This is a genomic window from Microcoleus sp. PH2017_24_DOB_U_A (assembly GCF_020738205.1).
In the GTDB taxonomy this organism is placed as follows: Bacteria; Cyanobacteriota; Cyanobacteriia; order Cyanobacteriales; family Microcoleaceae; genus Microcoleus.
Genome location: NZ_JAEQCT010000080.1, coordinates 1 through 25,813, shown reverse-complemented (window position 1 = coordinate 25,813; position 25,813 = coordinate 1). Strand labels below are relative to the sequence as shown.

At 45.3% G+C, this 25,813-nt stretch carries 22 protein-coding genes; 11 read left to right on the top strand and 11 right to left on the bottom strand.

The annotated features are described in order from the left end of the window. Positions 1-187: 187 nt before the first annotated feature. Complete coding sequence (locus JGK07_RS22275; protein ID WP_293220674.1) at positions 188-2,401, bottom strand: ATP-binding protein; 2,214 nt, start codon at positions 2,399-2,401, stop codon at positions 188-190. 308 nt (positions 2,402-2,709) lie between these two features. Here JGK07_RS22275 and JGK07_RS22270 point away from each other — a divergent pair, with 308 nt between their 5' ends. From JGK07_RS22270 to JGK07_RS22245, 6 genes are all read left to right on the top strand, one after another. Continuing rightward, complete coding sequence (locus JGK07_RS22270) at positions 2,710-3,387, top strand: hypothetical protein (protein WP_293184530.1); 678 nt, start codon at positions 2,710-2,712, stop codon at positions 3,385-3,387. Between the two features lie 529 nt (positions 3,388-3,916). Beyond that, the gene (locus JGK07_RS22265) at positions 3,917-4,411 is read left to right on the top strand and encodes a hypothetical protein (RefSeq protein WP_293184532.1); all 495 of its coding nucleotides are present in this window, start codon (positions 3,917-3,919) and stop codon (positions 4,409-4,411) included. A 243-nt stretch (positions 4,412-4,654) separates the two neighbouring features. Beyond that, positions 4,655-4,789, top strand: a complete 135-nt coding sequence (locus tag JGK07_RS22260; RefSeq protein WP_293184534.1) for a hypothetical protein — start codon at positions 4,655-4,657, stop codon at positions 4,787-4,789. A gap of 50 nt (positions 4,790-4,839) precedes the next feature. Then, positions 4,840-6,105 carry a hypothetical protein gene (locus tag JGK07_RS22255; protein WP_293184536.1) on the top strand — a complete coding sequence of 422 codons (1,266 nt, stop codon included), beginning with the start codon at positions 4,840-4,842 and terminating at the stop codon, positions 6,103-6,105. A gap of 90 nt (positions 6,106-6,195) precedes the next feature. Next, positions 6,196-8,145 carry a hypothetical protein gene (locus tag JGK07_RS22250; RefSeq protein ID WP_293184538.1) on the top strand — a complete coding sequence of 650 codons (1,950 nt, stop codon included), beginning with the start codon at positions 6,196-6,198 and terminating at the stop codon, positions 8,143-8,145. Continuing rightward, positions 8,145-11,120, top strand: a complete 2,976-nt coding sequence (locus JGK07_RS22245) for an O-antigen ligase family protein (RefSeq protein ID WP_293225533.1) — start codon at positions 8,145-8,147, stop codon at positions 11,118-11,120. The genes JGK07_RS22250 and JGK07_RS22245 overlap by 1 nt, the downstream gene beginning before the upstream one ends. 308 nt (positions 11,121-11,428) lie before the next feature. Here the strand turns inward: JGK07_RS22245 and JGK07_RS22240 are convergent, their stop codons facing one another. Next, positions 11,429-12,142, bottom strand: a complete 714-nt coding sequence (locus JGK07_RS22240) for a DUF1997 domain-containing protein (protein WP_293198972.1) — start codon at positions 12,140-12,142, stop codon at positions 11,429-11,431. Between the two features lie 525 nt (positions 12,143-12,667). Between JGK07_RS22240 and JGK07_RS22235 the strand changes: the two genes are divergently transcribed. Continuing rightward, positions 12,668-13,327: an NAD(P)H-binding protein gene (locus JGK07_RS22235; protein ID WP_293184542.1), complete on the top strand. Its 660-nt coding sequence runs from the start codon at positions 12,668-12,670 to the stop codon at positions 13,325-13,327. A gap of 172 nt (positions 13,328-13,499) precedes the next feature. On the opposite strand, the gene JGK07_RS22230 is transcribed toward JGK07_RS22235, so the two are convergent. Further along, positions 13,500-13,649 (bottom strand): hypothetical protein, encoded by a 150-nt coding sequence (locus JGK07_RS22230; RefSeq protein WP_293184545.1) that lies wholly within the window; start codon positions 13,647-13,649, stop codon positions 13,500-13,502. A gap of 605 nt (positions 13,650-14,254) precedes the next feature. Between JGK07_RS22230 and JGK07_RS22225 the strand changes: the two genes are divergently transcribed. Both JGK07_RS22225 and JGK07_RS22220 read left to right on the top strand, forming a co-directional pair. Next, positions 14,255-14,959, top strand: coding sequence for a glycoside hydrolase family protein (locus JGK07_RS22225; RefSeq protein ID WP_293184574.1), 705 nt, complete (start codon positions 14,255-14,257; stop codon positions 14,957-14,959). A 650-nt stretch (positions 14,960-15,609) separates the two neighbouring features. After that, positions 15,610-15,807: a hypothetical protein gene (locus JGK07_RS22220; RefSeq protein WP_293184548.1), complete on the top strand. Its 198-nt coding sequence runs from the start codon at positions 15,610-15,612 to the stop codon at positions 15,805-15,807. A 46-nt stretch (positions 15,808-15,853) separates the two neighbouring features. Here the strand turns inward: JGK07_RS22220 and JGK07_RS22215 are convergent, their stop codons facing one another. Next, on the bottom strand, positions 15,854-16,198 hold the full coding sequence (locus JGK07_RS22215) for a Dethiobiotin synthetase (RefSeq protein WP_293184551.1): 345 nt from the start codon (positions 16,196-16,198) through the stop codon (positions 15,854-15,856). 386 nt (positions 16,199-16,584) lie between these two features. Between JGK07_RS22215 and JGK07_RS22210 the strand changes: the two genes are divergently transcribed. Beyond that, entirely contained in the window at positions 16,585-18,048 is a 1,464-nt protein-coding gene (locus JGK07_RS22210) for an SGNH/GDSL hydrolase family protein (protein ID WP_293203438.1), read from the top strand. A 146-nt stretch (positions 18,049-18,194) separates the two neighbouring features. Here JGK07_RS22210 and JGK07_RS22205 read toward each other — a convergent pair whose 3' ends face one another. The 5 genes from JGK07_RS22205 to JGK07_RS22185 form a co-directional block, all read right to left on the bottom strand. After that, positions 18,195-19,010 carry an MlaE family lipid ABC transporter permease subunit gene (locus JGK07_RS22205; RefSeq protein ID WP_293199014.1) on the bottom strand — a complete coding sequence of 272 codons (816 nt, stop codon included), beginning with the start codon at positions 19,008-19,010 and terminating at the stop codon, positions 18,195-18,197. A 336-nt stretch (positions 19,011-19,346) separates the two neighbouring features. After that, positions 19,347-20,381 (bottom strand): patatin-like phospholipase family protein, encoded by a 1,035-nt coding sequence (locus JGK07_RS22200; RefSeq protein ID WP_293184555.1) that lies wholly within the window; start codon positions 20,379-20,381, stop codon positions 19,347-19,349. A gap of 263 nt (positions 20,382-20,644) precedes the next feature. Next, the gene (mtnB, locus tag JGK07_RS22195; protein ID WP_293184558.1) at positions 20,645-21,274 is read right to left on the bottom strand and encodes a methylthioribulose 1-phosphate dehydratase; all 630 of its coding nucleotides are present in this window, start codon (positions 21,272-21,274) and stop codon (positions 20,645-20,647) included. Positions 21,275-21,608: 334 nt separating this feature from the next. After that, positions 21,609-22,181, bottom strand: coding sequence for a haloacid dehalogenase-like hydrolase (locus tag JGK07_RS22190; RefSeq protein WP_293184578.1), 573 nt, complete (start codon positions 22,179-22,181; stop codon positions 21,609-21,611). Positions 22,182-22,403: 222 nt separating this feature from the next. Continuing rightward, positions 22,404-23,237: a Crp/Fnr family transcriptional regulator gene (locus JGK07_RS22185; protein WP_363319230.1), complete on the bottom strand. Its 834-nt coding sequence runs from the start codon at positions 23,235-23,237 to the stop codon at positions 22,404-22,406. 356 nt (positions 23,238-23,593) lie between these two features. On the opposite strand from JGK07_RS22185, the gene JGK07_RS22180 reads away from it, so the two are divergent. Further along, positions 23,594-24,448 (top strand): DALR anticodon-binding domain-containing protein, encoded by an 855-nt coding sequence (locus tag JGK07_RS22180; RefSeq protein WP_293192761.1) that lies wholly within the window; start codon positions 23,594-23,596, stop codon positions 24,446-24,448. Between the two features lie 175 nt (positions 24,449-24,623). Here JGK07_RS22180 and JGK07_RS22175 read toward each other — a convergent pair whose 3' ends face one another. Both JGK07_RS22175 and JGK07_RS22170 read right to left on the bottom strand, forming a co-directional pair. After that, entirely contained in the window at positions 24,624-25,331 is a 708-nt protein-coding gene (locus tag JGK07_RS22175) for an ATP-binding protein (RefSeq protein ID WP_293291050.1), read from the bottom strand. An 88-nt stretch (positions 25,332-25,419) separates the two neighbouring features. After that, positions 25,420-25,674 (bottom strand): hypothetical protein, encoded by a 255-nt coding sequence (locus JGK07_RS22170; RefSeq protein ID WP_293184570.1) that lies wholly within the window; start codon positions 25,672-25,674, stop codon positions 25,420-25,422. Between the last annotated feature and the right edge of the window lie 139 nt (positions 25,675-25,813).

The window sequence follows — 25,813 nt, the reverse complement described above, 5'->3', positions numbered from 1 at the left end:
CGCGTGTAGATGCTCGAAACCTGGTTGATTCGTATATTTCTAGTTATTAAACTCGATATTTTTGGCAGGAACCGGGTTTCTGAGGCAAGTGCGCGCAAGTCCTATAGAAATTTATCTACTATTGAGTCTAACGTTTTCACTTATAAATTGTAATAAATGGCACTGCTGGAACTGCAAATAATTATTGTTAGTTGAGAAAAGAACGGACTGTAGCGATCGCCAAATTCAGATCCAGCGGCTTGCTCAAATAAGCAGAAGCGCCAGCCTCCAAACATCGATCGCAGTCACCAGCCATCGCCATCGCCGTCACCGCAATCATCGGTACCGACTCCCAGACAGGATTTGCTTTCACTCGGCGCATCAACTCAAACCCATCAACATCGGGTAACTGAATGTCCATCAAGATCAAATCCGGCAGCAACTCGGGCGCAGTAGAGGCGGCAAGGATGCGATCGAGCATTGACGAACCATCCGCGATAATCTCTACCCCGTAGCCCTCCAATTCCATCACCTCTGAAATTAACATTTGGTTAAAAGGTTGGTCTTCCACCACCAGAATCCGCTTGCTGCCAAGTGGTAATGCGATCGCAGAAGCAGGAACTAACTTAGCATCCAAAGCACAAGCAGCAAAGCTGCCCAACTCTTGACGCATCTCCGTCAAAGGCAGCCAAACGCGGAACAAACTGCCGCGATCGCAAATAGATTGAAAAGAAACAGTTCCGCCGTGCAATTCCGCCAGACGCTTAGTCAAAGCCAAACCCAAACCTGTACCTTCGTGGCGCCTAGTCAGGGAAGAATCCACCTGTTGAAAAGGTCGAAATAGCAAGTGCCAGCGATCCTGAGGAATGCCGATACCCGAGTCTTTCACCTCAAGACAAAAGTAGGGAGTGCTGGCATTTACAGGAGAACAATCAGGGCGGTAATCGCCATTAATTTCATTGCCGTAGGCCAGACGCCCGCTAAGTTTAACTTGTCCCCGTTCGGGGGTAAATTTGATAGCATTGGAAAGTAAATTAATCACAATTTGTCGCACTCGCCGTTCGTCGAGCAAAACTTTAGTAATGCGGTAGTCGAGTTCTAAAGACAAAGCAATTCGCTTTTTGTCTGCCCGCGGCTGAATCATTTTCAGACAGTCTGTGGCGAGTTCGTGAACGCGAACAGGCAGTAAATTGAGTTCTACTTTTCCTGCTTCAATTTTAGAAAGATCGAGAATATCGTTAATTAGCTGCAACAAGTGCTGACCGCTTTTTTCGATCAGTTCTACATAGTTAACTTGTCGATCGCTCAACTGGCCGGATGTTTGGCGCAGCAGCAAGTCAGAAAATCCGAGAATGCTGTTGAGAGGCGTCCGCAATTCGTGGGACATCGAGGCTAAAAACTCGGATTTTAACTGAGAAGAATACTCTAATTGTTCGTTAACTTGGCGGAGGTTTTCTTGTGTCTGAGCCCGCTGGATTGCGGCCCCCAGAGTCCGACAAGCAGCCGTGAGCACTTCTTGGTGGAGGGAAGCTTGCAGTTTTTTGACGTTGCGCGACTCCAGCGTCAACACTCCGATGATTGTGCCGTCAGTAGATGCGATCGGAAAAATGCCCAATTGTCCGATTCCCGGATGCCGAAATTGCGGCACAGCATTGGGATGTTCGGCATAATCATCGACAAACAAAGCTTTACCAGTTTCCACCACTTCCCACAGCAAACCGGTGCCGTAGGGAATACCTTTGTCGAGCAATTCTTGCATTCCAGCGGCGACTGGTTCCCCGTAACTAGCCAGAAATTGAGTAGAAACTTGGTTAGAAATCGCCGCCGCTTGCCGATCTTTTCCCTTACCGCTAATCACTTTCACGTCTCCGAAAGCAGCATTCGTCGCTTCTACCAGATAGCTGAGGGCAAACTGACCTATTTCTTGCAAACTGTGAGAGTTTTGCAGGCGTTCAGTTAAGCCTAAAAGAAATGTCAGGCGCCTGACTTCTGCATTCAAACTAGCTTGGGAGTTTTGGTATACGGTAACGTCTCGAAAGGTAAACAGCCGCCCGCCGCTGTTGGTAATTGTGGCGAAGACTTCCAAACAAACGGCATTGGATTGCTCGAAATAAAATGATAAACTTTCATCCTGAGATGTTTGCAGTGCTTGCTGAAACTCTTCCCACTGCTGAAGCGACAAGTAACCGCGATCGACAATTTCGGCAAACAACAAGTCGCACTTAGGCTTGGTTGCCAGCCATTCTGGGGACAGTCCCCAAGTCTCGGCCAATTTTTTGTTAAACAAAACTAAGCTGTCAGACGAGTCGAAAAGAGCGATCGCATTATCTACTTGGTTGAGAATCAGTTCTTGGTCTGCCCTGAACTGCTGCAAGTCTATCTCCATTTTGTCTGTGTCTGTAGCTCTTAGTTTTGTTGTCATAACTGTCTACGGATATGGCAAGAGTTATTTTATAACCCCTTACTTAATTTGACATATTTTTAGGTTTTTGGGCAGTGAGGGCGATGGCTTACGCCCCGCTTCGCTACGACCGGCCTTGTGATCTGAGACACTTGCTGGTTGCCGAGGGGCGAGGGGAGCGGGTTTTCTACTACATCGGCTACAATACTAGATCGAGCAGTTTTTAATTCTATTAAATACCGCAGGGACAAGGTATTTCCCCGTCCTTTGCCCGATATCTTCACCCAATCGAAAACCGTTAGGATGAATGAATAAGGAGGGAAAGCATCATGACAGAAAGAGAATTTTTTAATAACAATGCTGTCGAAGTTGATGGCATCCGATTTGAAATATTTGTGTCAAAAATGGTAGTGGTTGTGCCCATGCCATCAAAACCCAAATCAAATCATGATACATCGGTCAAGTTATATGTTCGCATTACCAACAACAGGTCAAACTCGTATTGTTTTAGCTTCCATCATAACTTTGTTCCCGAAATTCTAGCAGCAGACGGTCAAAATACTAATGCTGGATACCAAGCGGACGGCATTGGATATCCTCACGTATTTGATTTTCACTTAATTAAGCCGGGGAAGTCTGTAATGGTCTTTCCGAATGCCCGTATTGGTTGGGATCGCAAACATCACAATAAAAAAAAACGCGAGCAAACTTTACTATTGTCTCTGCCTTTTACGAATCGTGAATTTTTGGGATTTCCGCTAAAAAATTTAGGGAATTATTCGATTCGATTGAAGTATGAAGTCACTAATGAATCAGTACAATACTATCATTATTTAATAAATGAGGAATGGTCAAGATTATACAACGAGGATCGACAAAACTATTGCAGCGATGAAGAAATCCTATACTATCATTATTTGATGGAGGAGGAATCGTTTGATGCGATGTGGACGGGGCAAGTATTCACGCCTTATGTAGAGTTTTGCGTAGTGGATACACAAAGTTGAATTACATTTGACCAAGTATTTGCGGTTGATAACGTTGGTCTTTCGGCTGGCATTGTGCAATGCGATCGACTTTTTGAGTTGCATGGTGTGAAAAGTGCGATCGACCTTTCCGTCCATCACATAATAAGCGATCGCCCCTAACACTCTTGACTCTATGAATAAATATGAACTTTATTCATCAATTTGCAATGTTTTCTGAATTTTAATTAAGCCAGGGAGTTAATATAAATTTTTTTATCACAATATAATTATTGTAATATAATTTATAATAACTGTTGACAAGCTTGTCATTCATCGCTTAAGTTTGTGACTATTGATATCAATCTCTTCGTTAATTTGTATCAGAGACATTGTTTGGTTGATTGTTGAGATCGAAAGCCACTGTTGTTTAAAGATTCATTGGGTTTGTGGCAATCGATCGGGTGTTGTGGTTGTAGTTGGTTTGCAGAAAGTCCCGTATTTGAAGGAAGGCAGGGGAAGGAATATTGTTAGCAATATTCACTCGCGCCTGCACTAATCAGGAGGAATTATGTACCGACAACAACAGGGTAGTGAAAAACATTACTGCGACAAATCTAATTGCTCTACACCATCAAACCTTACTCACAATCAGTTTTGTGGTAATTGCTGTAGCCAAGTTGGCCCGCGCCCAGTTTTCGACTTGAAGTCGGAGTTTGTGCCGATTACTAAAAAGGAACTGGCTCAAAGAGAGCGCTTATCACTGCATTTCCGACAGCAGCTATGCTACAGTTATCCACCGAATACCAAGCAGAATATTCCTCACAATTATTGCCCAACATCCCGAGTTCCTTGGCAAAGTATTTCGGATTATCAACAGCAATATCCTCCCCGAAATTATTGGGATGGTCGAGATAATTCTGTGCCTCTTGAGAACGAATCTGGGCAAGTTCTGGGGTATTACAGGTATGTTTTGCTAACTGGGTCGTCAGATTCAGGAAGTGGCGGTAAATTGTTTTGGCTGATGGTAATTGGTGCGGCGGTGTGGTTCTGGTTTTTTCGCTGATTATTTGATAATCCAGAGAGCGATGAAGTATCTTTTGCGGTTTTTATTGGCTTTAGTAATTTCTGCGATCGTGGTAATAACCTATGCCAGTATAAAAGCAGTTGGCAATGAACACTCAAAACTTGGAATGGTTCAAAATATAGCAGTTCTCAGAAAGATGAGGTACGTTGTTGGGCTTGGGCCCTATTAGTTTAAGGGTTGTGTGGGCTGTCAGTTATACCTCATCTTTTTGAGAAAGGCTATATGACATCTCAAGGAGCGAATAACAGCAATAAAATCAAACAATCTGGTCTCCTACTGGAAATCAGAGAGCCACAAATTATTGCACTAGCTATCCCCGAAAACAAGCCCGGTGCTACTTCTCTCAATCGGTTGTAATTCATCAATATTGATATCCTTCATCTGTAAAAATCAAAAGGTTAACCAACATGACATCAGAACAATTCAGTGACAACAACGCAATGGAAGTAAGTGGCATTAATATGGAAATTATGCTGCCTGACCCTACGGCGCTCACCATCCCTGAAAACAGAGCGGGCATCACGCCTCCTATAGAATTATATATTCATATTACCAATAACACTTCAATGTCTTTCCACTTCAACCTCTCTGGAACCTTGATTCCAGAAATTGTAACATCCGAGGGTCAAGCCTTACAGCGGCAATTAGTTAACGAAAAGCCAGAATCTGAAGTTCAACCGAACAGATATAGAACAGGATGGGCGGGCAGATTGACTGAATTTATATCGAACTTAAACTTATCGCAGGAGTGCTACGAAACCAGAGAAATTAATTATATGTTAGTTGAGCCTAGAGAATCCAAAACTATCACGATCGACGCAAGTCTTGCCTGGGAAAATAACTTACTTGCACTGAAAATTTCTACTGAGTTCAACGAATTTTTCGGGTCGATAAAACTTCATAATTTCTGGTTATTTGAGGCACTATTGCCCGGAAATTACCAAATTAGGTTTATCTATCAACACAACTGTGCAAACAGAGTAATACCTGGGATAGATAATGTCGAAATAACAAATGTAGAAGAGAGCGAGTCAGAACTATTGATTACTCCTTTTGTAAATCTTCGCTTGGTTCAACCAGTAGAAGCAGACAGCAATGCTGTGGAAATGGATGGTGTTCGCTTTGAAATTTTAGTACCAGAGCGAGTTTTAAGCATACCCAAAAACAATTTAATACATAAATTTCTGTACCTAATGAAATTTTTATCACCTATAGAAATTTACTATCCCTCCTTTATAATGCCCGTGCAGATAGGTATTCGGATTACCAATAATACATCTACTCCCCTTAGATTTAGCTTTTATTTCACCTTATTTCTAGAAATTATAGGAGTAGATGGAGTAATTCCATTCGGAGATGCGTGGATTCGCGGTAGCTGCCCCTCTAATTCTGATATTTTTTCCGTTATGCCCGGAGAGGATATTACCTTCTTTCCAGAAACAGAAATTTTTGGGCTTTGGGAAGATAAATTTGGACTTAGGATTACTACCGGAAATGGTGACATATTGACTTTTGAACCTCTAACTCTACAAACATACCAAGTTCGGCTTAGATATAGCAGCCAGCAATCAATGGTTAAAATATACGAGTCTGTAGAAACATACACGACTTTAGATGTCTGGAGCGGTCAAATATCTACTCCCTTTGTAGACTTTCGCTTAGTGCGTTCTTGAATTGAGATTGAAGTGAAAGAGCCTATTTCATTTGATTCTCCTCAAAAGCTGATATTTCTTTTAAACCTCATACGTCTAGGAGTCAAAACCATGTTATTTCGACAATATCCCCAAGTTTTGTTGACATCATTCTTGATAGTTGGATTGACGGGCAAAGCAAGTATTGCTTTTAATATTATTCCCCCAAATCCCGGTGCTACAAGGTTTTATCAGCCTGAATCTATTTACAAAATAGATAAGAATCGAGAAAGCAGAACGGAGATAGATATGGGATTATGGTCGGAGCCTCTGCCCCGTGGTGGAACGACTATTTTTAACAGAACTCTTGCCGCATGGTCTTTTCTGTCTGCAAAAGATCGGTTGGGTTGGTCTTTTAATCCAGCCGCAGAGGACTTAAAGGGTAGTTTTGAGGTAATAACTTATCAAGCTTGCAGTCCTAAGGATGGGTGTGGTGGGGCTAGTACGCCTTACACTGACATAAATGACACTTATCGAGGAGTCGGCTCTCTTTTTCACTTAAAGTATCATCCAGGAAAGGGCGATCCTCAACCAGGTGAAGGTAAACTTCATTGGATTCAGATGGTGCAAGCTAACTACGGTAGCAATGTAGCAGGTGCATCTCGGATACCTGGTATTTCTTTTATCGATAATTTTAATAGAAAAGAAAATCCCTACTACGATCGTCCAAATTCTCGTTTTGCAGGTGAAGACTTCTTTATGGATCAACCATATGCTGGCAGTTTGAAGCGGGCGTCGGCTAGCAGAAACAATTATTTCAAAGCGCAACTCTATCTAGTTCAAGAGACTACGCCACCAAAAAGTAAGAAAAGAACACTCACAATTTACAATGGAATCAAATGGGGTTGGAAAAACACAGTAACTCGTCGCAAAGAACCAGATCCCGTTCCCGTTCCAAAGCCAACTCCAACTCCAAGCTCGAGCCCGTCGATCCCGTTGATCATTCCCGACATCGACTGGCAACGCATTATACCCAAAGGTGAACCGGTCGCTAGTAGTGCTAGTGGCGGCGGTGGCATAGGCTACGTAACAGCATCACCAAAACCAACACCACGACCAACCCCTTCACCTTTGCCAACACCGCGTCCAGCACCTGCACCAAGCCCGTCACCAACACCATCAACAATAATATTAGTATCACCTGCACCATCACCCAGACCTGCACCGTCACCCGGGCCTGCACCAGTACCCTCAGCTTGGACTCCATCACCTTGGCCAACCCCGTCAGCTTGGACTCCATCACCTTGGCCTACGCCTGCACCATGGGCAACAACAGCAACACCATCACCTCAATTAACCTCGTCACCTTTGCCTACTCCCTCACCTTGGACTCCCTCACCCTGGCCAACACCTACACCTTGGGTGACATCTCCACTGGGGTCAACATCATCAACTGTCGTTGTCTCAACATCAACAACAACTACTACATCGCCCTCATCCTTTGGGCGGCCCAGTTCGCCAATTCGCGCTGCCCGCACCTACGCAACTTTTGGTGTTGATAGCGATGCCACAGACCTAGCAAATATCAGCAGTGAGTTACTTGAAGACCCAGAATTATCATCAACGGACAATAGTTTGAACAATGCAAACCTAGCTGGCGTTAGTCGTGATTTACTTGAAGACTCAGAACTATCATCAACGGACAGCAACGAAAACCAAGTCAATTTAGCTAGCATCAGCAGTGATTTACTTGAAGACCCAGAATCATCATCAACAGACAACAACGAAAACCAAGTCAATTTAGCTAGCATCAGTGGCAACTTGCTCGAAGACCCAGAATTATCATCAACCGACAGTAACGAAAATGAACTTGATTTAGCTGGCATCAGCGGCGACTTATTGGAAGACCCAGAACTAGCCTCAGAGGATAACAACTCCCTAGCCTCCAAAACTAAAAACCCTGACGATGATGCCCTCCCAGCCGAAGCCGTTCCCGAACCCACCACTGAATTAGGAACGCTATTAGCACTCACCGGATTAGGTATATTCCTCAAGCTCAAAAACAGGAAAACCAAAGAGTAATGAAAACCCTTTACACCATCCTGTACGCCCTCAGCATCATCCTAATCAACCCCTGGGGAACTACGCGCGGCTTCATCTGGACATCGCCCAAAGTATTGATTGTTTGGCTAATAATTTCGCTCAACATCGCCCTTTTATTATCGCAAAAAACCTCCCTCGCGATTCCCCGAAACTGGAAAAATAGCCTGATACTTTGGACAATATTTCTCTCAATAGGAGCTATCTCCACTCTGCACAGTCCTTTTCCCTTAACCTCTTTTCTCGGTCAAGATCAAATGGGAGATGGCTGGCTATACTGGCTGTTAATTGCCGCCTTCACTCTCAGCAACAGCTTGCTCTTAATCGCGCGCCCGCAACTGATCAATTCCCAATTCCAAGGATTGCTAATTGGTGGCATCATTCTTTCTCTTAGTATCTTCCCCCAAATCATTGACTGGCGGATTGACTACACCGCTACAATGGGGAAACAAATCAGAGGCGATGTCTTAGCCAGCAGCATTTTTCAAGGACAGCAGCCCATAGGATTGTACTCCCACCGCGGCCACGCAGCTATAGTTTTAGCGTTAACGGCAATTACTGCGATTTTCGGTTGGTTTTGGAGATTTACGAATACTAAATTAACTGCAATTACTTTGATTTTAGCTGTTCCTGCACTGCTGTTCACATCTACCCGCAGTGCAATTGTAGCTTTGATTGTTGCCTGTGCTTATTTGTTGGGACGCCAATACTACAAAATTCTCACCGGTATAGCCCTGATGGGCACCCTCGCTGCGGGCATCATGACGCTTAACAGACCCCTCAACTGGCAAAAACCGAGCATCGAACAAGTCGTGTCCAGCCGATCGCCCATGTGGGAACTTGCAGCCAGAGGAATCAAAAAACGCCCGTTATTTGGATGGGGATTCGACGGCTTAGGGATTGCTTATCCCTATATCAGGAATCCTCAAGTAACTCCGAGAGTCGTCAACTTGAACGAGTTTACCTACGACTATATTAACATAAAAGGTGAAATTAGCACCAGAGAAATTCCTACTTATAAAGCTCACAATTGGATTCTCGATACAACTGTATCAGTTGGGATTTTGGGGCTGATTGGTGGCATTGCACTTTGGGGATATTATTTATCTTTAGCGCTGCAATCCTCTGTTGGCGGGATTGCAGCAGTTGCTATTGCTTATCTGGTTTTTGCTGTTACCTGGTTTGATTGCGCTCAATACGCACATATTGCCTGGTGGACTCTCAGTTTCGCTGCTGTTAGATATCCTTGTTCTCAAGATAACGAGAAAAGAAGATTAATTTCACCTCAAGTTCAGTTTTATATATTTTTGGGTATATTTATTATCTCGTTGATCGGAAGTTTTTATGTAACTAATTTCAATAATATCAACAACTTTATTGTGAAAGCCAAATCATCGCTATTTCCCGGACAACTGTTAGGCTGCGGAAGTCCCAGCGGCGGGCCAACGGATAATCCCATAGATTCTCGATACGGAAAACAATCTTATCCTTGGACATCGGAAATTAAATGGAGTTGTGCATACAATATCCAAGACTTCCAAGGCGGCACTCTGATTGACAGGTTTAATTTTGCCCGAGATATTGCTGCTGCTAACGGTGGCGGAGTTGTCTATTTTCCAGCGGGGACTTATGAGTTTCCAGACAGTATCTATTTGAAGTCGGGAGTAGTCATTCGAGGGGAAACTCCCGCAATGACAGATGCTAAACAAACTTTGTACAATCCTCCGACAAAATTTGTGTTTCCTAAATACGAACCGCAACTTTCAGGGATGGGAAGTCCGAACAGCACGGCTTTTAAAAGAATCTTTACTGAAAATCCTAATACTGATAGCAATATTGGTGTGGTTAATCTAGATATTAACCGATCGCCAATTTACTTGCTCAGCAACCTCGACTACAGTAAAAATCGAAATATTGTGGTTTACGGCCTCCGCAGCAATAACGTTGCCGAACCCAGTTCCTCAGTCCCAGACCTGAATTTTCAAGCAGCGTGGCAGCGATATGCCAATCCCTATGTCGCTAATATCAAAGTTAATGCTTTGGCTAATGTCTTAATTGCCAACAATCGACTTAACGATAGTATAACAGATAATTACCAGCAACCTGAATATCAAGTAAAATCTGGCGAGACTGATGTTGTTGAAGAATATGATGTTAGATTCGACTACAGCAACCATTTCGGTATCTTAGTCAACCGTTCCAAGGCTGGCAAATCTGAAGAAAACTTTGTGCCGACGGCCCAACCAAGTGCGGAACCCGGTCTGTTTCGCAAAGGTATTGCGATTCGCGATAATTGGGTTTATCATACCATGAGGGCGGGAATCCGAGCGTCGGGAAATGGCTTGGTTGTTAAAAATAATGCGATTCGAGATGATGCCCGCAAGCGCTGGTGGACGGACGATACAGGCGCGGGAGTCGCTGGGAAAAATACGAGTTTTAACAGTAGGGCGATCGAATGGGCCGGCTGGAATGTTTTAATACAAGATAATGACTTTCAAGTGTACCGACATCAACTGAAAGATTCCGAGTTTCTCAGCAATGACGGAGGGGGAATTGTGATTCATGCTTGCTGCGGCGGAACTTCGGTTCGGCAAGCGGAGATTGTCGGTAATACTGGCAATTCTTACATCGGTATTTCTCAAGTGCCTCGGATTCGAGATGTGAGGATTTTTGGGAATAAGTTATTGTCTAATGTTAAGGGTGATTGGCCTTTGATTTATGTGAATGCGGATACTGAGCAAAAAATTAATGGGATGCAGAATGCAATTGTAGAAAATAATACGGTTAAGGGCAGTTTGCTGGCAGTCGCGAGTCAGGGAGGAAGGGGAAATGCGATTAGAAATAACAGCGGTTTTAATGTTGGTTCGATTAAATCTTCTTGTCACGTTACTGTTAGTAAAAATAGGGGCTTTGTGAGTTTGCCTTGCTGGCGGCGCAGAAACGCAGGCGGCGGTTGAAACTAGGTTTACAAAAACGCAGGCGTTAGCTTTCCTGAAGGGTACTCGGCAGGACGGCGAGTGAAAAGCATAATATAATGTTTCTTATACCAATTATCTAAAATTGTGCAACACTCGAACACCCCCCTAGCCCCCCCCCCATGAATCAGGGGGGGGACAAGAATACTGTTATTTCGTTAAAAATTGGTATTAAAAAGATGAGGTATGACAGCTTATAAGCAGTTCAACTAAGAAAGAGGGCTAAAGCCCAACAACGTACCTCATCTTTCATTCGATCCGCTATGGTTTCAACCGCGAGCGTTTTTTTGTTAGTGTTTCTTCGGGTTTTTGGGAAAGGGAATTCCTAAACTTTCATGGAAAACAAGCTGAGTTTTATATGTCAAGCGGCGGTTGACTTGTTTGATGATTTTTTCCAAAAGCGCATCGCCGGTTTTTTCAATGAGAGGTTGAGACATCGATCGAATAAACTTGGGAAAGCAAACCCCTACAGCTAAATCCAGCTTCCAGGTGGCGCTGGTAATCGCAGGCGGTAGCTGGGCGCGTTGCGACGCAGGCCAATCGGCTGCAAACTCGTCAGACGGTATCTCGACTAGCTTCATTGCCGATCGAAAATCCACTTCATATCCGGGCGAGGTATAATTCGGAACCGGGATAGTCTGAATCAAATAGCAGCCTTCAGCGTCAGGCGGCAGCAACTCTAAACCAATTCTTGCTTCAACTCGGTAGCCGAAGGCCCCAAAACGACCGATTAATAGATCGTAGCCGTTTTCGCCGATCGGCTGGGCCTTCATTGGCGCAGCGCACTGACAAAACCAAGTCTTGTGATTGTTGAAATGCTCGGCCACCGTTGCAGCATCGGCGTACATCTCCATGCTGTCTTCAAAGTGGGTGTGAAACCAAATCGGCTCAACTTCCTCGCCTGCATCCGCACCTGCACTTTCGGGCTGTCTGAAACTCGCATCTGCGTAGCAATTTTCGTCAGAAGCTTCAACAGTTTGATATTCAGCGGAATTCTGCTTCATCATCAAAATTATGGGTAGAAACCCCGTCCTTCTAGGACGGCTTTGCATTTTTGAATTTACTACCGCCTTGGGATTGGTTAATTCGGGGTGCTTTTGTATTGCACTTTCAACGGGACAATTACCGCTTCAAATCTTCCAATCCTGTACGCATAGTATTTTGCTCAATTGAGCCTCCCTTTCGGGGTAATGTTAGCTTGTCGGTCAAAGTTTTCTGAGCTTGTTGGGCTAGCAGCACTGTTTCAGTGACCTTAAAACTGTTTAACCACCAGCGACAGAGCAAGAGACTAGCGAAAGCATCTCAGGGTGTCATGACTCAAAAAACGTAGTCAGTTAAGACTTAGGCTGGTCAGAATGGCTTGTCCGATTTCTCTTTCAAGCCTCATGCCGTTGGGGCTGAGGTTCCTGACATGCTCTCCTGTAATACACGCCAATCAGTCGGGTTGGGGATGTGGTCGGGGAGTTTCCTCCCTACAATTGAGAAATAGATAGTAACAAAACTTACCCTAGAACAGCATAACTCGACTTATGAAAGCATTTGTAGCAGGAGCGACAGGTCAGACTGGCCGCCGAATCGTCGCAGAATTAGTCAAGCGTGGCATTCCAGTGCGTGCCCTCGTCCGAAATCTAGAGACAGCGAGGCAGATTTTACCACCGGAGGCAGAGTTAGTTACCGGCGATGTATTAAATGCCACTTCTCTGGGCGATGCGATCGGCGATAGTACGGTGTTGCTGTGCGCGACGGGGGCGGCCCCGGGTTTTGACCCGACTGCGCCTTACAAGGTGGATTTGGAGGGTACTAAAAATTTGGTGGAGGCAGCTAAGGCTAAGGGAATTGAGCATTTTGTGCTGGTGACTTCTCTGTGCGTTTCTCAGTTTTTTCACCCGCTGAATCTGTTTTGGCTGATTCTGGTTTGGAAGAAGCAGGCGGAGGAATATTTGCAAAAATCCGGCTTGACTTATACGATCGTCCGTCCGGGCGGTCTCAAAAATGAGGATAATTCAGATGCGATCGTCATGACTGGCCCCGACACAATGTTTGAAAGCAGCATTCCCCGCAGTAAGGTAGCTCAAGTCTGTGTGGAGGCGCTGTTTCAGCCTGCTTCTCGCAACAAGGTTGTGGAGATTGTGGCGAAGCCGGAGGCCCCGCAAAAGAGTTTTGAGGAGTTGTTTGCTGGCGTGGTTTGATTGAATTAGGACTGGTGTACTGGTTCCCAGAAACCGGGTTTTTTTACGAAAATACGCATTTACAGCCAACAATTTAGGTAAAAAACCCGGTTTCTTTAGTCCCTGGTAGCGAACAAAGTAACCGGGTTTTTTTACGGGTAAATCTAAAACTTGTACAGCGAAGTCGAAGTATCTAAAATCTAAAACTTGTACAGCGAAGTCGAAGAATCTCAAATCGGCTGACGCACCCGCGCCCAAGTCCCATCAGTACAAACCGCAGAGGAATTGCCAATTTTTCGATCGCCAAATCTGGCAAAATCTTAAGAGCTTGACAATCCGCCATTGAAATTTCCCCTTCCCCGCATGATGAAAACTCTCAAGTGGCCAGCTTGGTTCCCCTATCCGATTTCGTGGTTAAGGGCATTTGCTCTCGCTCAGAGTTTTAGTTTTGTCCTTCGCAGGGGCATTCCTTTCGCCAACGACGATATCGGCTTTCTGGCTCTGCTGCTGGCGGCTTGGCTGATTCAGTTACCTTTGTTCTTTGTCGCTCACTTTTTAGCCGTCAAAATCCTCAATCCCTTGCTGACTATGCTGCCGGGCCGCTTTCGAGTGGCGCGCAAGTTCAAGCGGCGGCATACTGGAGTGCGATCGCACTTGCGAGAAGGGTTGAATGCTGTAGTAGTGATTTTTTTTGCATTCAATCTGGCGCTGTTGGTGCAAATGGCGATTTATTATTGGTCAGTGCGATCGATCGATCCGGCGCAAATGCTCGCAGGAATCTCCACTCTCACAAATGTGGCGATCGCAGGTGAATTCGATTTCTGGCTGGTAAAATTGGCAGGAGCTTTATCGAGTTTAACGCTATTAGCCGCGCCGCTATACCAACACGATTTTCGCGTGCGGCGGATGCGGGCGGATCGAAAATTAGCCGAAATCGCCGAAATGGAAATGACTGCATTTGAAACCGAGAAACTGCGCCGCCGCCAAAAAAGTTTGCTGAGGCGATCGGAACTTCAAATTCTCGGATTTATAATTGTCATCGGCGCTGTAATTAGCTGCGCTGTTTTTTTGGTAGCAAATTTGCGGGGAAATCAGCAGTTTTCGCAGTCTGCGAGCGAGGTGAGAAAAATGCCACCGCTGGCTATGAAAACGGGCGATCCTTACATTCGAGCTTTGATGCGGACTATTTCTGCTAGCGAGTCCAATGTTTCTCGGCCTTATCACGTTGTTTACGGCGGAAAATATGTATTAGATTTGAGCCGTCATCCTGACTGGTGCGTGAAGATTGTTAACGGCCCGAATGTTGGCAAATGTACTACGGCGGCGGGTAGGTATCAATTTTTGACTTCAACTTGGAAAGATAAAGCGAAGCGCTATCATCCAAAGCCTGGTAATTTTGTATTGTGGCAAGATTACAGTTTTGAACCGGAATATCAAGATGCTGTGGTTTATGCTTGGTTGAGCGATCGCAAATTTTGGAAAGCCGATATTCCTGAGATGTTGCGACAGGAAAGATTAACTGATGTTTTGCGGATGCTGTCGGGAACTTGGACGAGTTTGGGATATGGAATTGAGAACAATTCTATGAGTTCAAGTTTGCCGAAAGTCTACCAGAAAGTGCTGCGAGAAGAATTGGCAAATGCTGGTTCTTAGGGAGTTATATCGGGAGCATCTCATTTTTGGAAAAAGCATTTTTTTTTACAGTGCGAGCTTAAGAGCTCGCGTGCTATATATAGCACGCGAGCGGGGACAGCACTACAAATGCAAAACAGAGATGCACCCGTTATATCAAATAGGTTCGTAGTGCGGACTTAAGTCCGCATATTAGGACTAAAGTCATCACTACGAAGAGTTTGTTGGCGATCGTGGGGGGGAGTTATCGGGGCAGTAAGGCCTGTTGCCGGAGATTTTATGCGGTGACAGGCATGACTGTCTCATGTAGCTAGTGTCGGGAGCATCTCATTTTTGCAAAAAGCATTTTTTTTACAGTGCGAGCTTAAGAGCTCGCGTATTGTACAATACGCGAGCTCTTAAGCTCGCACTACTACAAATGCAAAACTGAGATACACCCGCTAGTGTCTGTGTCGCAGCGGGCGATCGGCTTAAACAAACACTTTCTGTAACAAATTAATAAGATTTGCGATGGAGTTTGATAAGAGTTATGATACAGTTTAACTCGATCCCTGACTATCGTGAATAATTATTTCATGGTTTCATCCCTATTACCAATCCGAGTAACAATATAAATATTGAGCAAGCCCCGAGAAATTTGGAGGCTCTACGGATCAAATAAGGATACAGCTATGTTTTGCCTGAACCGAGAAACCAGACATTTAGGGCTAGTCGAAACCAGCAATAGGGAGATGCGAGGCTCTACAACCTCGGCTGCTAAAAATATCCGCAGAGTCCGATCGCGAGTGTATAAAGATGAGGCTTTAGTATCGGCCTCCCTGGCGGGACTTCCCGCTCTTTTAGCATCCCTAGAAAGCTTTCGCGAGTAGAGTTTGACAATTTCTCTTGTTGAACGTCGGGAGTTGACTTAGCTAATTATTGCCAGACTCCGGAAAAGATATTCTTGACTCCGATCGCAATTCTATTTAAGTCTTCTTTCAGCAGGGGCGGCCAAGAAACTCCTCTGGCCCGTCCTGCTTCAAATTGCAGCAAACTGTCTGCGGAGAGTAAATGGAGGGCCGAGATTAATTGGCGATCGAGCATTGGAGATTCTTGAAGCCCTTCAAACAATATTTTTAAAGCTAATAAAATCGATGTCACCTGTCCCGGTACGGGTGGCTGGCCTTCTTTGAGGCGCATCAGGAAGGCGTCGGGATTTTTCTTGGTTTCCAGGGCGGTTCCTTGGTCGATCAGAAAACTGCGGGCTGTTTTGTAATCCATTTGACGTGCGATCGAGTTCTTGCAATTAATCAGCAAATATTATATCATCTTTTGTCGCAGTATATTTGTTAATATAGCAGAATCAAGAATCAACAAGCAACTCGTAAGGCGCGCACTGTACAGCCGAAAGCTACTCGTGAAGTCCGCATTCTCATCTACCATACAAGCTCTCGGAAGGTTCGCATTGCACAGCCTACAGCTACTCTTGCTAGTTAGGGTTCAACAGTTGACAGTTGACAGTTGACAGTTGACAGTTTGAGAGCGACCTCTAGCTAGAAGGAAGAGGATTGGAGTAATGAATAGTCTGATTTTAATTTCTCCCTCACTCGTGAGAGGCTTTCAACCAATTATTTCTGGTAAGTTTTAGATAACGGAAAAATCAAACAATGGCAAAACGGCCGAAAAATAGCATCAACTCCCAGATTTATAGATACTGGTGGCTACTTTTGTTGTGTTTGAGCTTCCTGTTAGTTCCGGCTCTCAAAAAAATAGCCGTCGCCACCCCATTTCCCCCGCCCGCTCCTCTTGCAAATAATGCTAGTTTTGGAGCGGGAATTCAACGAACAATGGGGTTACTTGCAACCAGCACTCCCACAGAACGCCACCAAGTACGCATCCTATTTTACGGTCAATCCATCACTCAGCAAGATTGGTGGCAAGATGTAGTGCAGGACTTAAAAAAGCGATTTCCCGATGCAGATTTGATTGTGGAAAATCGCGCAATCGGAGGCTTTGCCTCGTCTATTTTAATCCGTCCCAGCGAACATGATTTGTATCCTTTTTATCCAGACTTGCTGATTTTCCACGTCTACGGAGGTGAGGAAGATTACGAAGCGATAATTGCCAATGTCCGCCGCCGCACTACTAGCGAAATACTCTTGCATTCAGACCACATAACCTGGATTCCGACAGGTAAAAACGACAATGAAAATGAAGTCAAAGGCTACGAATGGCACAACACTCATTCTACCAAATGGTTGCCTGAGTTGGCAAATAAATACGGCTGCGAAATCGCGGAAATCCGCGCACCTTGGCGCAGGTATCTGACAGACAATCGCTTGCAGCCAAAACAGCTATTGAGCGACAGCATTCACCTCAACGCTTGGGGGAATTTTCTGCTAGCTGCTCTCATTAAACCCTACCTGCGATACAACCCAAGTTCTCCTCAAACAGCGCAGCAGAATTTAGTCAAAACTTATACAGTGGGTACTGATGTTAAGTGGCAGGATGGCAAGTTAGTTTTGGAGTTTGAAGGAAATCGGATAGATGCGATCGCCGATCGAAGCTTCAACGGCAAGGCAATTTCTGCTAAAATTGCGATCGACGGCAAAAAACCCTCAGAATTTCCCGAACTTTACAGCATCACCAGACCCAGCATTACTCTCGGCGTCGGTTGGCCAGCAATCATCGAAGTATCCAATCAAAAACCGCTCATCGTCGAAGATTGGAAAGCTACAATCACTGAGATTAACAGCGATGCTACCAAGTTTAAATTTGACGTAGTAGGTTCTCAAACAGGTTACGACGGCAGCGGTACCAACGACAAAATGTTTGTTTCAAAATCGGGCCGCGTCGCGATCGAACCGAGAAACTGGTGGCTGCAAAATGCCTATGAATACTCGAAAAAGCCTACTCCGAAAGGCTTTGAGATTTCGTGGCAAGTTAAGCCGATGTTTGTTGATTCATACATTCCGCCACAAATTGCAGATTCAAGTCGCGAATATCCTACAACATTGGCTCAGAATTTGAGCAACTCCAAACACATCCTCGAAATCGTCCCCGAAACAGACGGGACAGTTCCTATTCAAGCAATTCGAGTTTATCGCCCTCCTTATATTCCGGCGCCATGAAGAAGGACTAAAGTCCTCACTACGAACTTAATTTATGTAGTTATTTCTTCAACCTGCGGAGGCAGGTTTCGTTTGTATAGACGCGGTTTCAACCGCCGAGTTTTCTGTATAGACGCGGTTTCAACCGCCGAGTTTTCTAACAACAATTACCCCCCGCTTCTCGTAATTCCCAACTCGTGAAACATCAACAGCGATAAAAAGAAATCCGCCACAAAAACAAACACCCAAGAAGTCACAACCGCCGCCGTTGCAGCTTGGCCTACCCCTTTCCCTCCGCCCGCCGTCGTCAACCCCCAACCGCAACCGACAAGCGCAATTATCAACCCAAAAATTACACTCTTAATTGCCACAGTTACTAAATCCCAAGGCCCCAAAAAAGTCCGCACCGATTCCAAAAATACCGAAGGTTCCAACTCATAAAAATTAACCGCCACAAACAACCCGCCCAAAATCCCCACCGCCACCGAAAAAATTGTTAAAATCGGCAACATGACACAGCAAGCTATCACCCTCGGGACTACCAAATAATCAACGGGATTTGTTCTCAACATATACAGGGCGTCTATTTGTTCCGTCACCTGCATTTCTCCTATCTCTGCGGCAAAGGCAGAACCTACTTGTCCCGCCACCACGCCCGCCGTTAAAACTGGTGCTAATTCGCGGCAAAATGCCACTGCAAAAGCACCTCCCACCGCCCCAACCGCCCCAAACCGAATCAATTCTCTCGCGGATTGAACAGTAAAAATCATGCCTGCAAAAAAGGCTATTAGCAGCACGGAGCGCAAAGAATCCAAGCCTACTGTTGTTAAATGTTCCATGATTTTGCGGCGGTCAATTTTGCCTTGGAGTAGGCGCAGCAAGACTTGGCCACCTAGGAACAGCGTCACTAAAAAACGCTGAAACCACCTGTTCTTGAAGGTTTCATCTAAATGTCGATCGCGCTTTTGGTAATTTTTAACCAATGACTGACTGCTGGCGATTAATTGCAAATACGGCGAAGCACTGCCACTACTGAGATTTTCGCCAATTGTACAGCAATTATTGCACAATTTGTCAACATATAGCGGTTATCACAAAAATGAGGTACGTTGTTGGGCTTTAGCCCCCTAAGTTTAGTAGTTATATGAGCTGTCTGTTATACCTCATCTTTTTGAGAAAGGCTATATATTTTTTAAGTCTGCCAGCCCTGCGGTTGGTAACTTATACAAAAGGTATGCAGTTGCACAAAGCGCGCTCTTTATAATATAAGCTAAGAGCGCTGAAGCGCAACTACGTACCAAAGAATTAATTTCTATTGATTACTCGGCAAGCAACAAGTCGATAAACTTATCCAACTCTTCATTATACTTTTGGGCTTGCTCCTTGCCAATTCTTACCAGAGTTGATATTTTATCTGCCGAGGCGTCATCAATCGGCAGCCGCTCTTCGTCACTTAAATCTGGAGAAATTCTCAAATATTGATTGGGTTTGTCAATGGCATCAAAAATTTGGATAATTTGATAATCTATAGTTTCAGCAACTCCCGTCATCATGATATTAATCAAAGGCTGAACCCACTCAATTTTACCCCAATTTTTCACTTCCTCGTAGGGGAATTTTTTCTGAGCTTGTCCCGTCCCCAGCGATAAAATTACCATATCTTTTGCTGTCGGGCCTTTGTCGGAGCGAGTCTCGGGAATTCTTAATTTATTTCTCACTTCGGCATAGGCACAAAGTGCGGGATTGTTGGCGAATACTCCTCCGTCAATTAAAGCATAGGATTCGTTTGTCAAAGAGTAGATTTTGGGAAGTTCAAAGTAAGAGGGAGCAGCAGATGTGGCTCTGGCGATATCTCTGAGAAAATAGTCTGCTGCTGGATATTTTTTAGCATCTATTTGATTGAAAAAATGAGCTTTTCTCCTTTCGACATCGTAACTGGAAATTAAACAAGGTTTCAGGAGTTGGCTGAGTTTGCAATCTTTGAAGTTTTGCCAACAGAATTTTTCTAACGCATCGCTCGGATATTTCTCATCTATCAAACCGTCTAGAGATTCGAGTGTTTTCAAAAATGAACTTTGAAAAAAGTCGATGCCACTATCGATCGAAAAATTAACCGCGTCTTGGGCAGTCCACTGAGGCCTGCTGGAATTTTTTGCATCCGGAAACAAATAGAGACAGGTTAAAATTCCTCCCGCACTCGTGCCGGCGATTAAATCAAAATAGTCAGCTATTCTGGCATCTGAGTTGCCGCTTTTTTGTTGTAGCTTTGACTCTAGGGTGACTCCAATTTGCGCGGGGATAATCCCTCTAATTCCGCCTCCATCTATCGATAAAACTCGGGTATATTTAGCCATGTTTTTGCCTTTTCTCGATATTTGCTAGTTCGTTACCAGAAAGAATTGGTTGAAAGCCCCAAGCCCGGGAGAAATTAAAATCAGACTATTCATTACTCCAATCCTCGGACTTAAGCGTAGAGGTCGCTGTCAACTGTCAACTGTCAACTGTCAACTGAATGAAAGTCCCGGACTAAAAAACTGGTTGGACGCGATATTTAGTGGCAAGCTGCGCCTCTGCACGCCCTAGAAATATTAGATTTTGCGTCCGAGACTGGCCCAATCTAACATCTCAAATTTAAGTTTAATTGGCTGGCTGCGAGGGTGTAGCGAAAAATATATTCTACAATTTCTACATAATTGTAGGCGGCGGCGGTTGAGTCTGCCCAGACTGTGATGCCGTGATCGCGAATTAACAACGCGGGTACAGAGGGTACACAAACGGCGAAATATTCACAAATTTCCTTGGCTATTTTAGGCACTTCTAAATAATTTGCAAATAGGGGTATCGCCACCTGTGGGTTTTCCTCCCACACCCCCAAACCTTTCAGCATTTCGATCGCAGGTAAAGGCACTGAATCATCTGCTGTTAGCCGAGAAACTAAATTTGCCTCGATTGAGTGTACGTGATAGCAAGCTTTAGCGCCTGGAAAACAATCGTAAACGGCTAAGTGAATGCTGGTTTCGGCGGAAGGGCGGCTGTCTGGAACGGGTTGTTCGACGATCGCGCCTTCGGAGCTCATTCTGATAAAATCTGAAGGGGTTAACTGCCCTTTCTGGCGGCCGCTAGCAGTAATCCAAAAACTGCCGTCTGGTAAGCGGGCTGAAAGATTGCCAGCAGTCCCAGCCATCCAACCGCGATCGTAAAAATGTTTGGCTGCTACAATTAAATCCGATCTCACATCCTCACTCATTCTCTACTAATCCTCAGTTTTTTATCTACCTTTTACGTTAATAGGAATTGTGCTGGCATATCTAAGTGCAGGGTGTGCAACGCGCACTTTACCAATAGACAAGATTGCATAAGTCTTCGATCGATCCTTCAACCGCAAATGTCAGACAGATAAACACAGATAAACGCAGATAATTTCAGGGTGTTTTCCGATTTTTGCAATTCAAGTCTAATACACATACCGCAGCCCTATGCCCCATGCCCCATGCCCCATGCCCCATGCCCCATGCCCCATGCCCCATTCCCCATGCCCCATGCCCCATGCCCTATGCCCTATGCCCTGTTTGGCCAATAGTTTAGTTGCAATTCCATTGCTGGGATAAATTTTCCAACACGTCAAAAAAATTATCCCATTTAGTATACGGCTTTTGCTGTTCGTCTAGATATTCGGCAAGCCGATCGCGCGCAAACACCGAGTTCGCCTGCAAAGCCATGTTAAAATCCGTCAGCGAATCTCCGATGGCCACCTGTTCCTGGGCTGGGTGCTGCGCCATCACTCGCACCTTAGATACCAATTCTGTATCTCCTTCAAACTCAGAATTGACTTGCAAGTGAGGGCCGCTAGCGTCCACATCTACAGCATAAATTGCGATCGCCCGGTGTGCCAAATCACCCATAACCGTCTCTACCATAACCCGCAGGCCGCCGGAAACGATCGCAAAATCCACCCTTTGCGCGTCCAAAAAATCCAGCAATTCCACCAATCCCGGCCGCATCAGTTGTCCCCTAGAAAATTCCACAATTTCCCCATAACATTCCGAGGGAATAGACTCTAGTAACTGCCGCACTCCCGAGCGCAAACTGATCCTTCTCGCGTACATTTCCGGCATCAGTTGAGACGACAATTCCGGTGCAAAATGCTTGAGCATTGCCACAAAAGTTTCTTCAACAGTTATCGTGCCGTCAAAGTCGCAGAATACCACCCGTTGCTGATTGTTCGGGATTGGAGATTTTTGCTTGTCCGACATCATTCGCACCATTCGAGAACGAGAAAAGTTTACAAAACTCATCGTACACCGAAGAAGCAAGAAGCAAGAAGAAAACAGCCATACTATAATAGCTAAGTGCTGTTAGCAATCACCCGCAGGATTTTATGCAGATTCTTCGAGATCGTCATCGAGAGAATCGTCGAAATCTTCATCGAGATCGTCTTCGAGATCGTCTTCGAGATCGTCTTCGAGGAATGCTTCTACATCCTGCTTTTGATTTTTTGTCTTTTGGGGAGTAGCCTTAGCAGGCAAACAGATTAAATTATCATCCTCAGTATTAATCAAACCTTTCGATCGCAATTTGCCCATCAGCCGCGTCACCGTTACCCGCGTCGAGCCGATGGCGCTGCCAATTTGAGCGTGAGTCAAGGCCCAAGGCAACCGATAGCCCCGCACCACATCCGGTTCTCCATCACCTACGTAGGGTTCGCCGAACTCTTCGATCAACAAAGTGAGAAAACCCAGCAATCTGTCGATCGTCCGGCGCTGTCCCAAAGTGCTCAGCCAGAGAAGCTTTCGCTGGTGCTGGTAGCGAAACGCATCCAAAATTTCCCGGCGGAAGTGAGGCCAATTATCCAAATCGTGCCAGTACATCCACACTACGTGAGTGTGATCGGCGTGGGCGTAAGCTTGGAGCGTAAAGGGAGACTGAGCAACCAGTTCAAAGGGCTGACCGGCGCCGACGAAGCCCAAAAAAGCTTCTTCTGTAGTTTTGGAAACGGATTTGGACTTTGTTGCAGCGGCGCTAACTTGAGCGCTACCGACGAGCCGCACAGAACCTTTCTGGACTAAATAGAGCAGTCCGGGTCTGGCGGGAATCTTCTCGTCTTTGCTAAAAGTCCGGCAGCGGTAGTGTTCCTGGGCCCAGTCGATAATTCGCTGCCAGGTGATAAACGGTCGATCGATCGTTTCTAGAGGTGTGGAAGTTGATTGCATAAGTGAGGCTCTGGGATATATTTAGTTAGTGAGAAAAACAGCTTTTGCCTGCATTGCGATACTAAGTGAGACAACCAACCCCCCATTGAGCTGACACGCTTCTTAACTGTGCTGACTCTTCTCAGTTTCACCTAAAAACTCAATGTAGCAAAAAGTACATGAAAATGGTAGAATTCGGCAATGAGTCGATCGTAAATTATTGTATATTTACCCCAAAAATCGCTAGAAAGCCCATTCCTTCGATGTGAACTCGCCCGGGCGAGCCGATCGACTACCTTTGACATCAGCAGTTTAACGTACAAAGATAGCGCAAGTGGTAACAGTCTCTAGGCACTTTTACTGCAAGAATAGCCGATATGGATACATTAAATATATCCCAGTGCCCGGAAGTTACAGTGAAGTGTTTTTTGCTCTTAAGGTTTCTCTTCGCGATCGAAGAGCAAGGCACAACGAGCGAAATTCCGTTAAATCGGGCTAAAAATAGGGAGCGGGTGGTGTACGTGTCTGCGATCGCCCTGAAATGGGCTGCAACTTGGGACCAGACACCGCAGGCGATCGCCGCACAGTTGGCCGAAATTCTCAAACCGCTGTGTTGTCCAGATTTCGCCGTTCAAGTCGCACCGTCAGGAATAATTGAGCTAGAGCTGACTGATGCGGGTTTAGCTTTCTGGTTGCAGCGATTAGCTCAAATTCCCCTCCCTGTTCCAGAATATCGCACTTTATCTCCTGTTATATCCGCCGATCGGCTGTTTCCGATTCAGTACAGCCACGCACGCTGCTGTTCCCTGCTGCGAATGGCCGATCGCGATCGGTTAATTGCGATCGCACAGCCGGATGTCACCACAGCGCCGCAAATTTGGTCGCTGGCGGCCCCAAATCCTATTCCTTGGGTTGACGAGGGCGATCGTCGGCTGCTATTAGTAGCTCCAGCAGAACGCAGTTTAATTTCGGAACTGATCGCAGTGCTAGACTGTTTAGCTCCGGTTTTTGAGGCAAATCAACCCGAAAAACCTGTTAATTATTTCAAATTAGCCAATAGTTTGAGCGCTGCATTTCAGACTTTTTACAGCCAGTGCCGAATTTGGGGCGAAGTCAAAACAGAACAGCCAAAACTCGCCCAAGCCCGATTGGGTTTAATATTGGCAACTCAATCCTTGCTGCGGTTTATCCTAGAAGAGCTATTAAATGCCATTGCTCCTATAGAACTTTGATTGCACTCATAAAAAATGTTTGTAGTGAGGACTTTAGTCCTCATAAAAGTTAGGGGACTAAAGTCCTTACTACAAACCATTTGAAAACTAGCGCTACTGCGATCGCCGGATGGACTAGCGCGATTACATCTGCGATTTCCATACTGAATATCTCAAGATCGTGCCTGCATCTAGTTTAAGGCGTTGCAGGCGACAGTTGCTCTTCTTCCAGTTTTGCGAGCGGCAGCGTTACGGTAAATTTACTACCGACATCTTCTTCACTGCTCAACGCAATTTCGCCGCCGTGCAAGTCCACACATTTTTTAACAATGCTCAGCCCCAGTCCTGTACCGGGAATTATACCGACATTTTTCGCACGAAAAAATGAATCAAACAGCCGTTCTTGGTCTGCCAAAGGTATGCCAATTCCGGCATCTTGCACCGAAAAAACAGCCTCGGTTTCAGTTAGTTTTAATTCAAAAACTACTTCGGTATTCGGAGGAGAATACTTAATAGCATTAGACAGCAAATTGCTGAGAATGCGCCGCAGCAAGCTAGCCTCCAAACAGGCAATCGCCGATTGACACTGATTCACAAAAATCAGCGTCACCGGATCGTTTTGAGGTTTCAACTTCAGGCTGTTCTGAAATTCCGATACCAACTCTTTACAAAACTTTGCCAAGTCTAGCGGTAGCAAACAAAGCGCCATTTTTCCTGACTCAGCTCGACCCAGCAGCAGAACATCATTAATCAAGATCACCGTGACTCCCATATTCTTGAGATACTTGCACAAAGCGTGCAAATTATTCACCAAATCTTGCCCGCGCATCGAAATCTGATAGCCATAAATACTGTCAATCATCACAATCCGCGTCTTTTCCTGTTCCACCTCTTGGCGTACCATACTCGCAAACTGATCCGGCGAATACAGCAAAGGTTCCACAGGTATCACCTAAAGACTTCCTTGTGCCATCATCGCCCCAACCGGGATGTTAACCGATTCGCAGCGGCGCAGCAGAGTAGAAATTGACAGCTTGGACTCGATCGATAATCTTTTGTGTAGTCGGTTCTCGTTCCACCTCCGACGGCGAGAAAATGTCGTAGGTTTGAACTTCGGTAAAAAATTCTGAGGAGGGGCTCAAATCGAGGAAGGCCATCGCCTCCATGTCAAAACCGAGAGTTTCGGCATTGGCGCGCAATTGCGCTTCCGGTTCTCCTAAAGTAATAAACAGGGGCGTTTCTCCCACAGCCACACCTGCGGCCAAAAAGTGAAAGCCCAGGGTTAGGAACTGTAACTTAATTTATGGACAAAGCTACCCATCCTTGACTATTTGGGTAGCTTTGTCCGCAACTCGGGCGATCGCACGAGACTATTTGCCCCTGGTT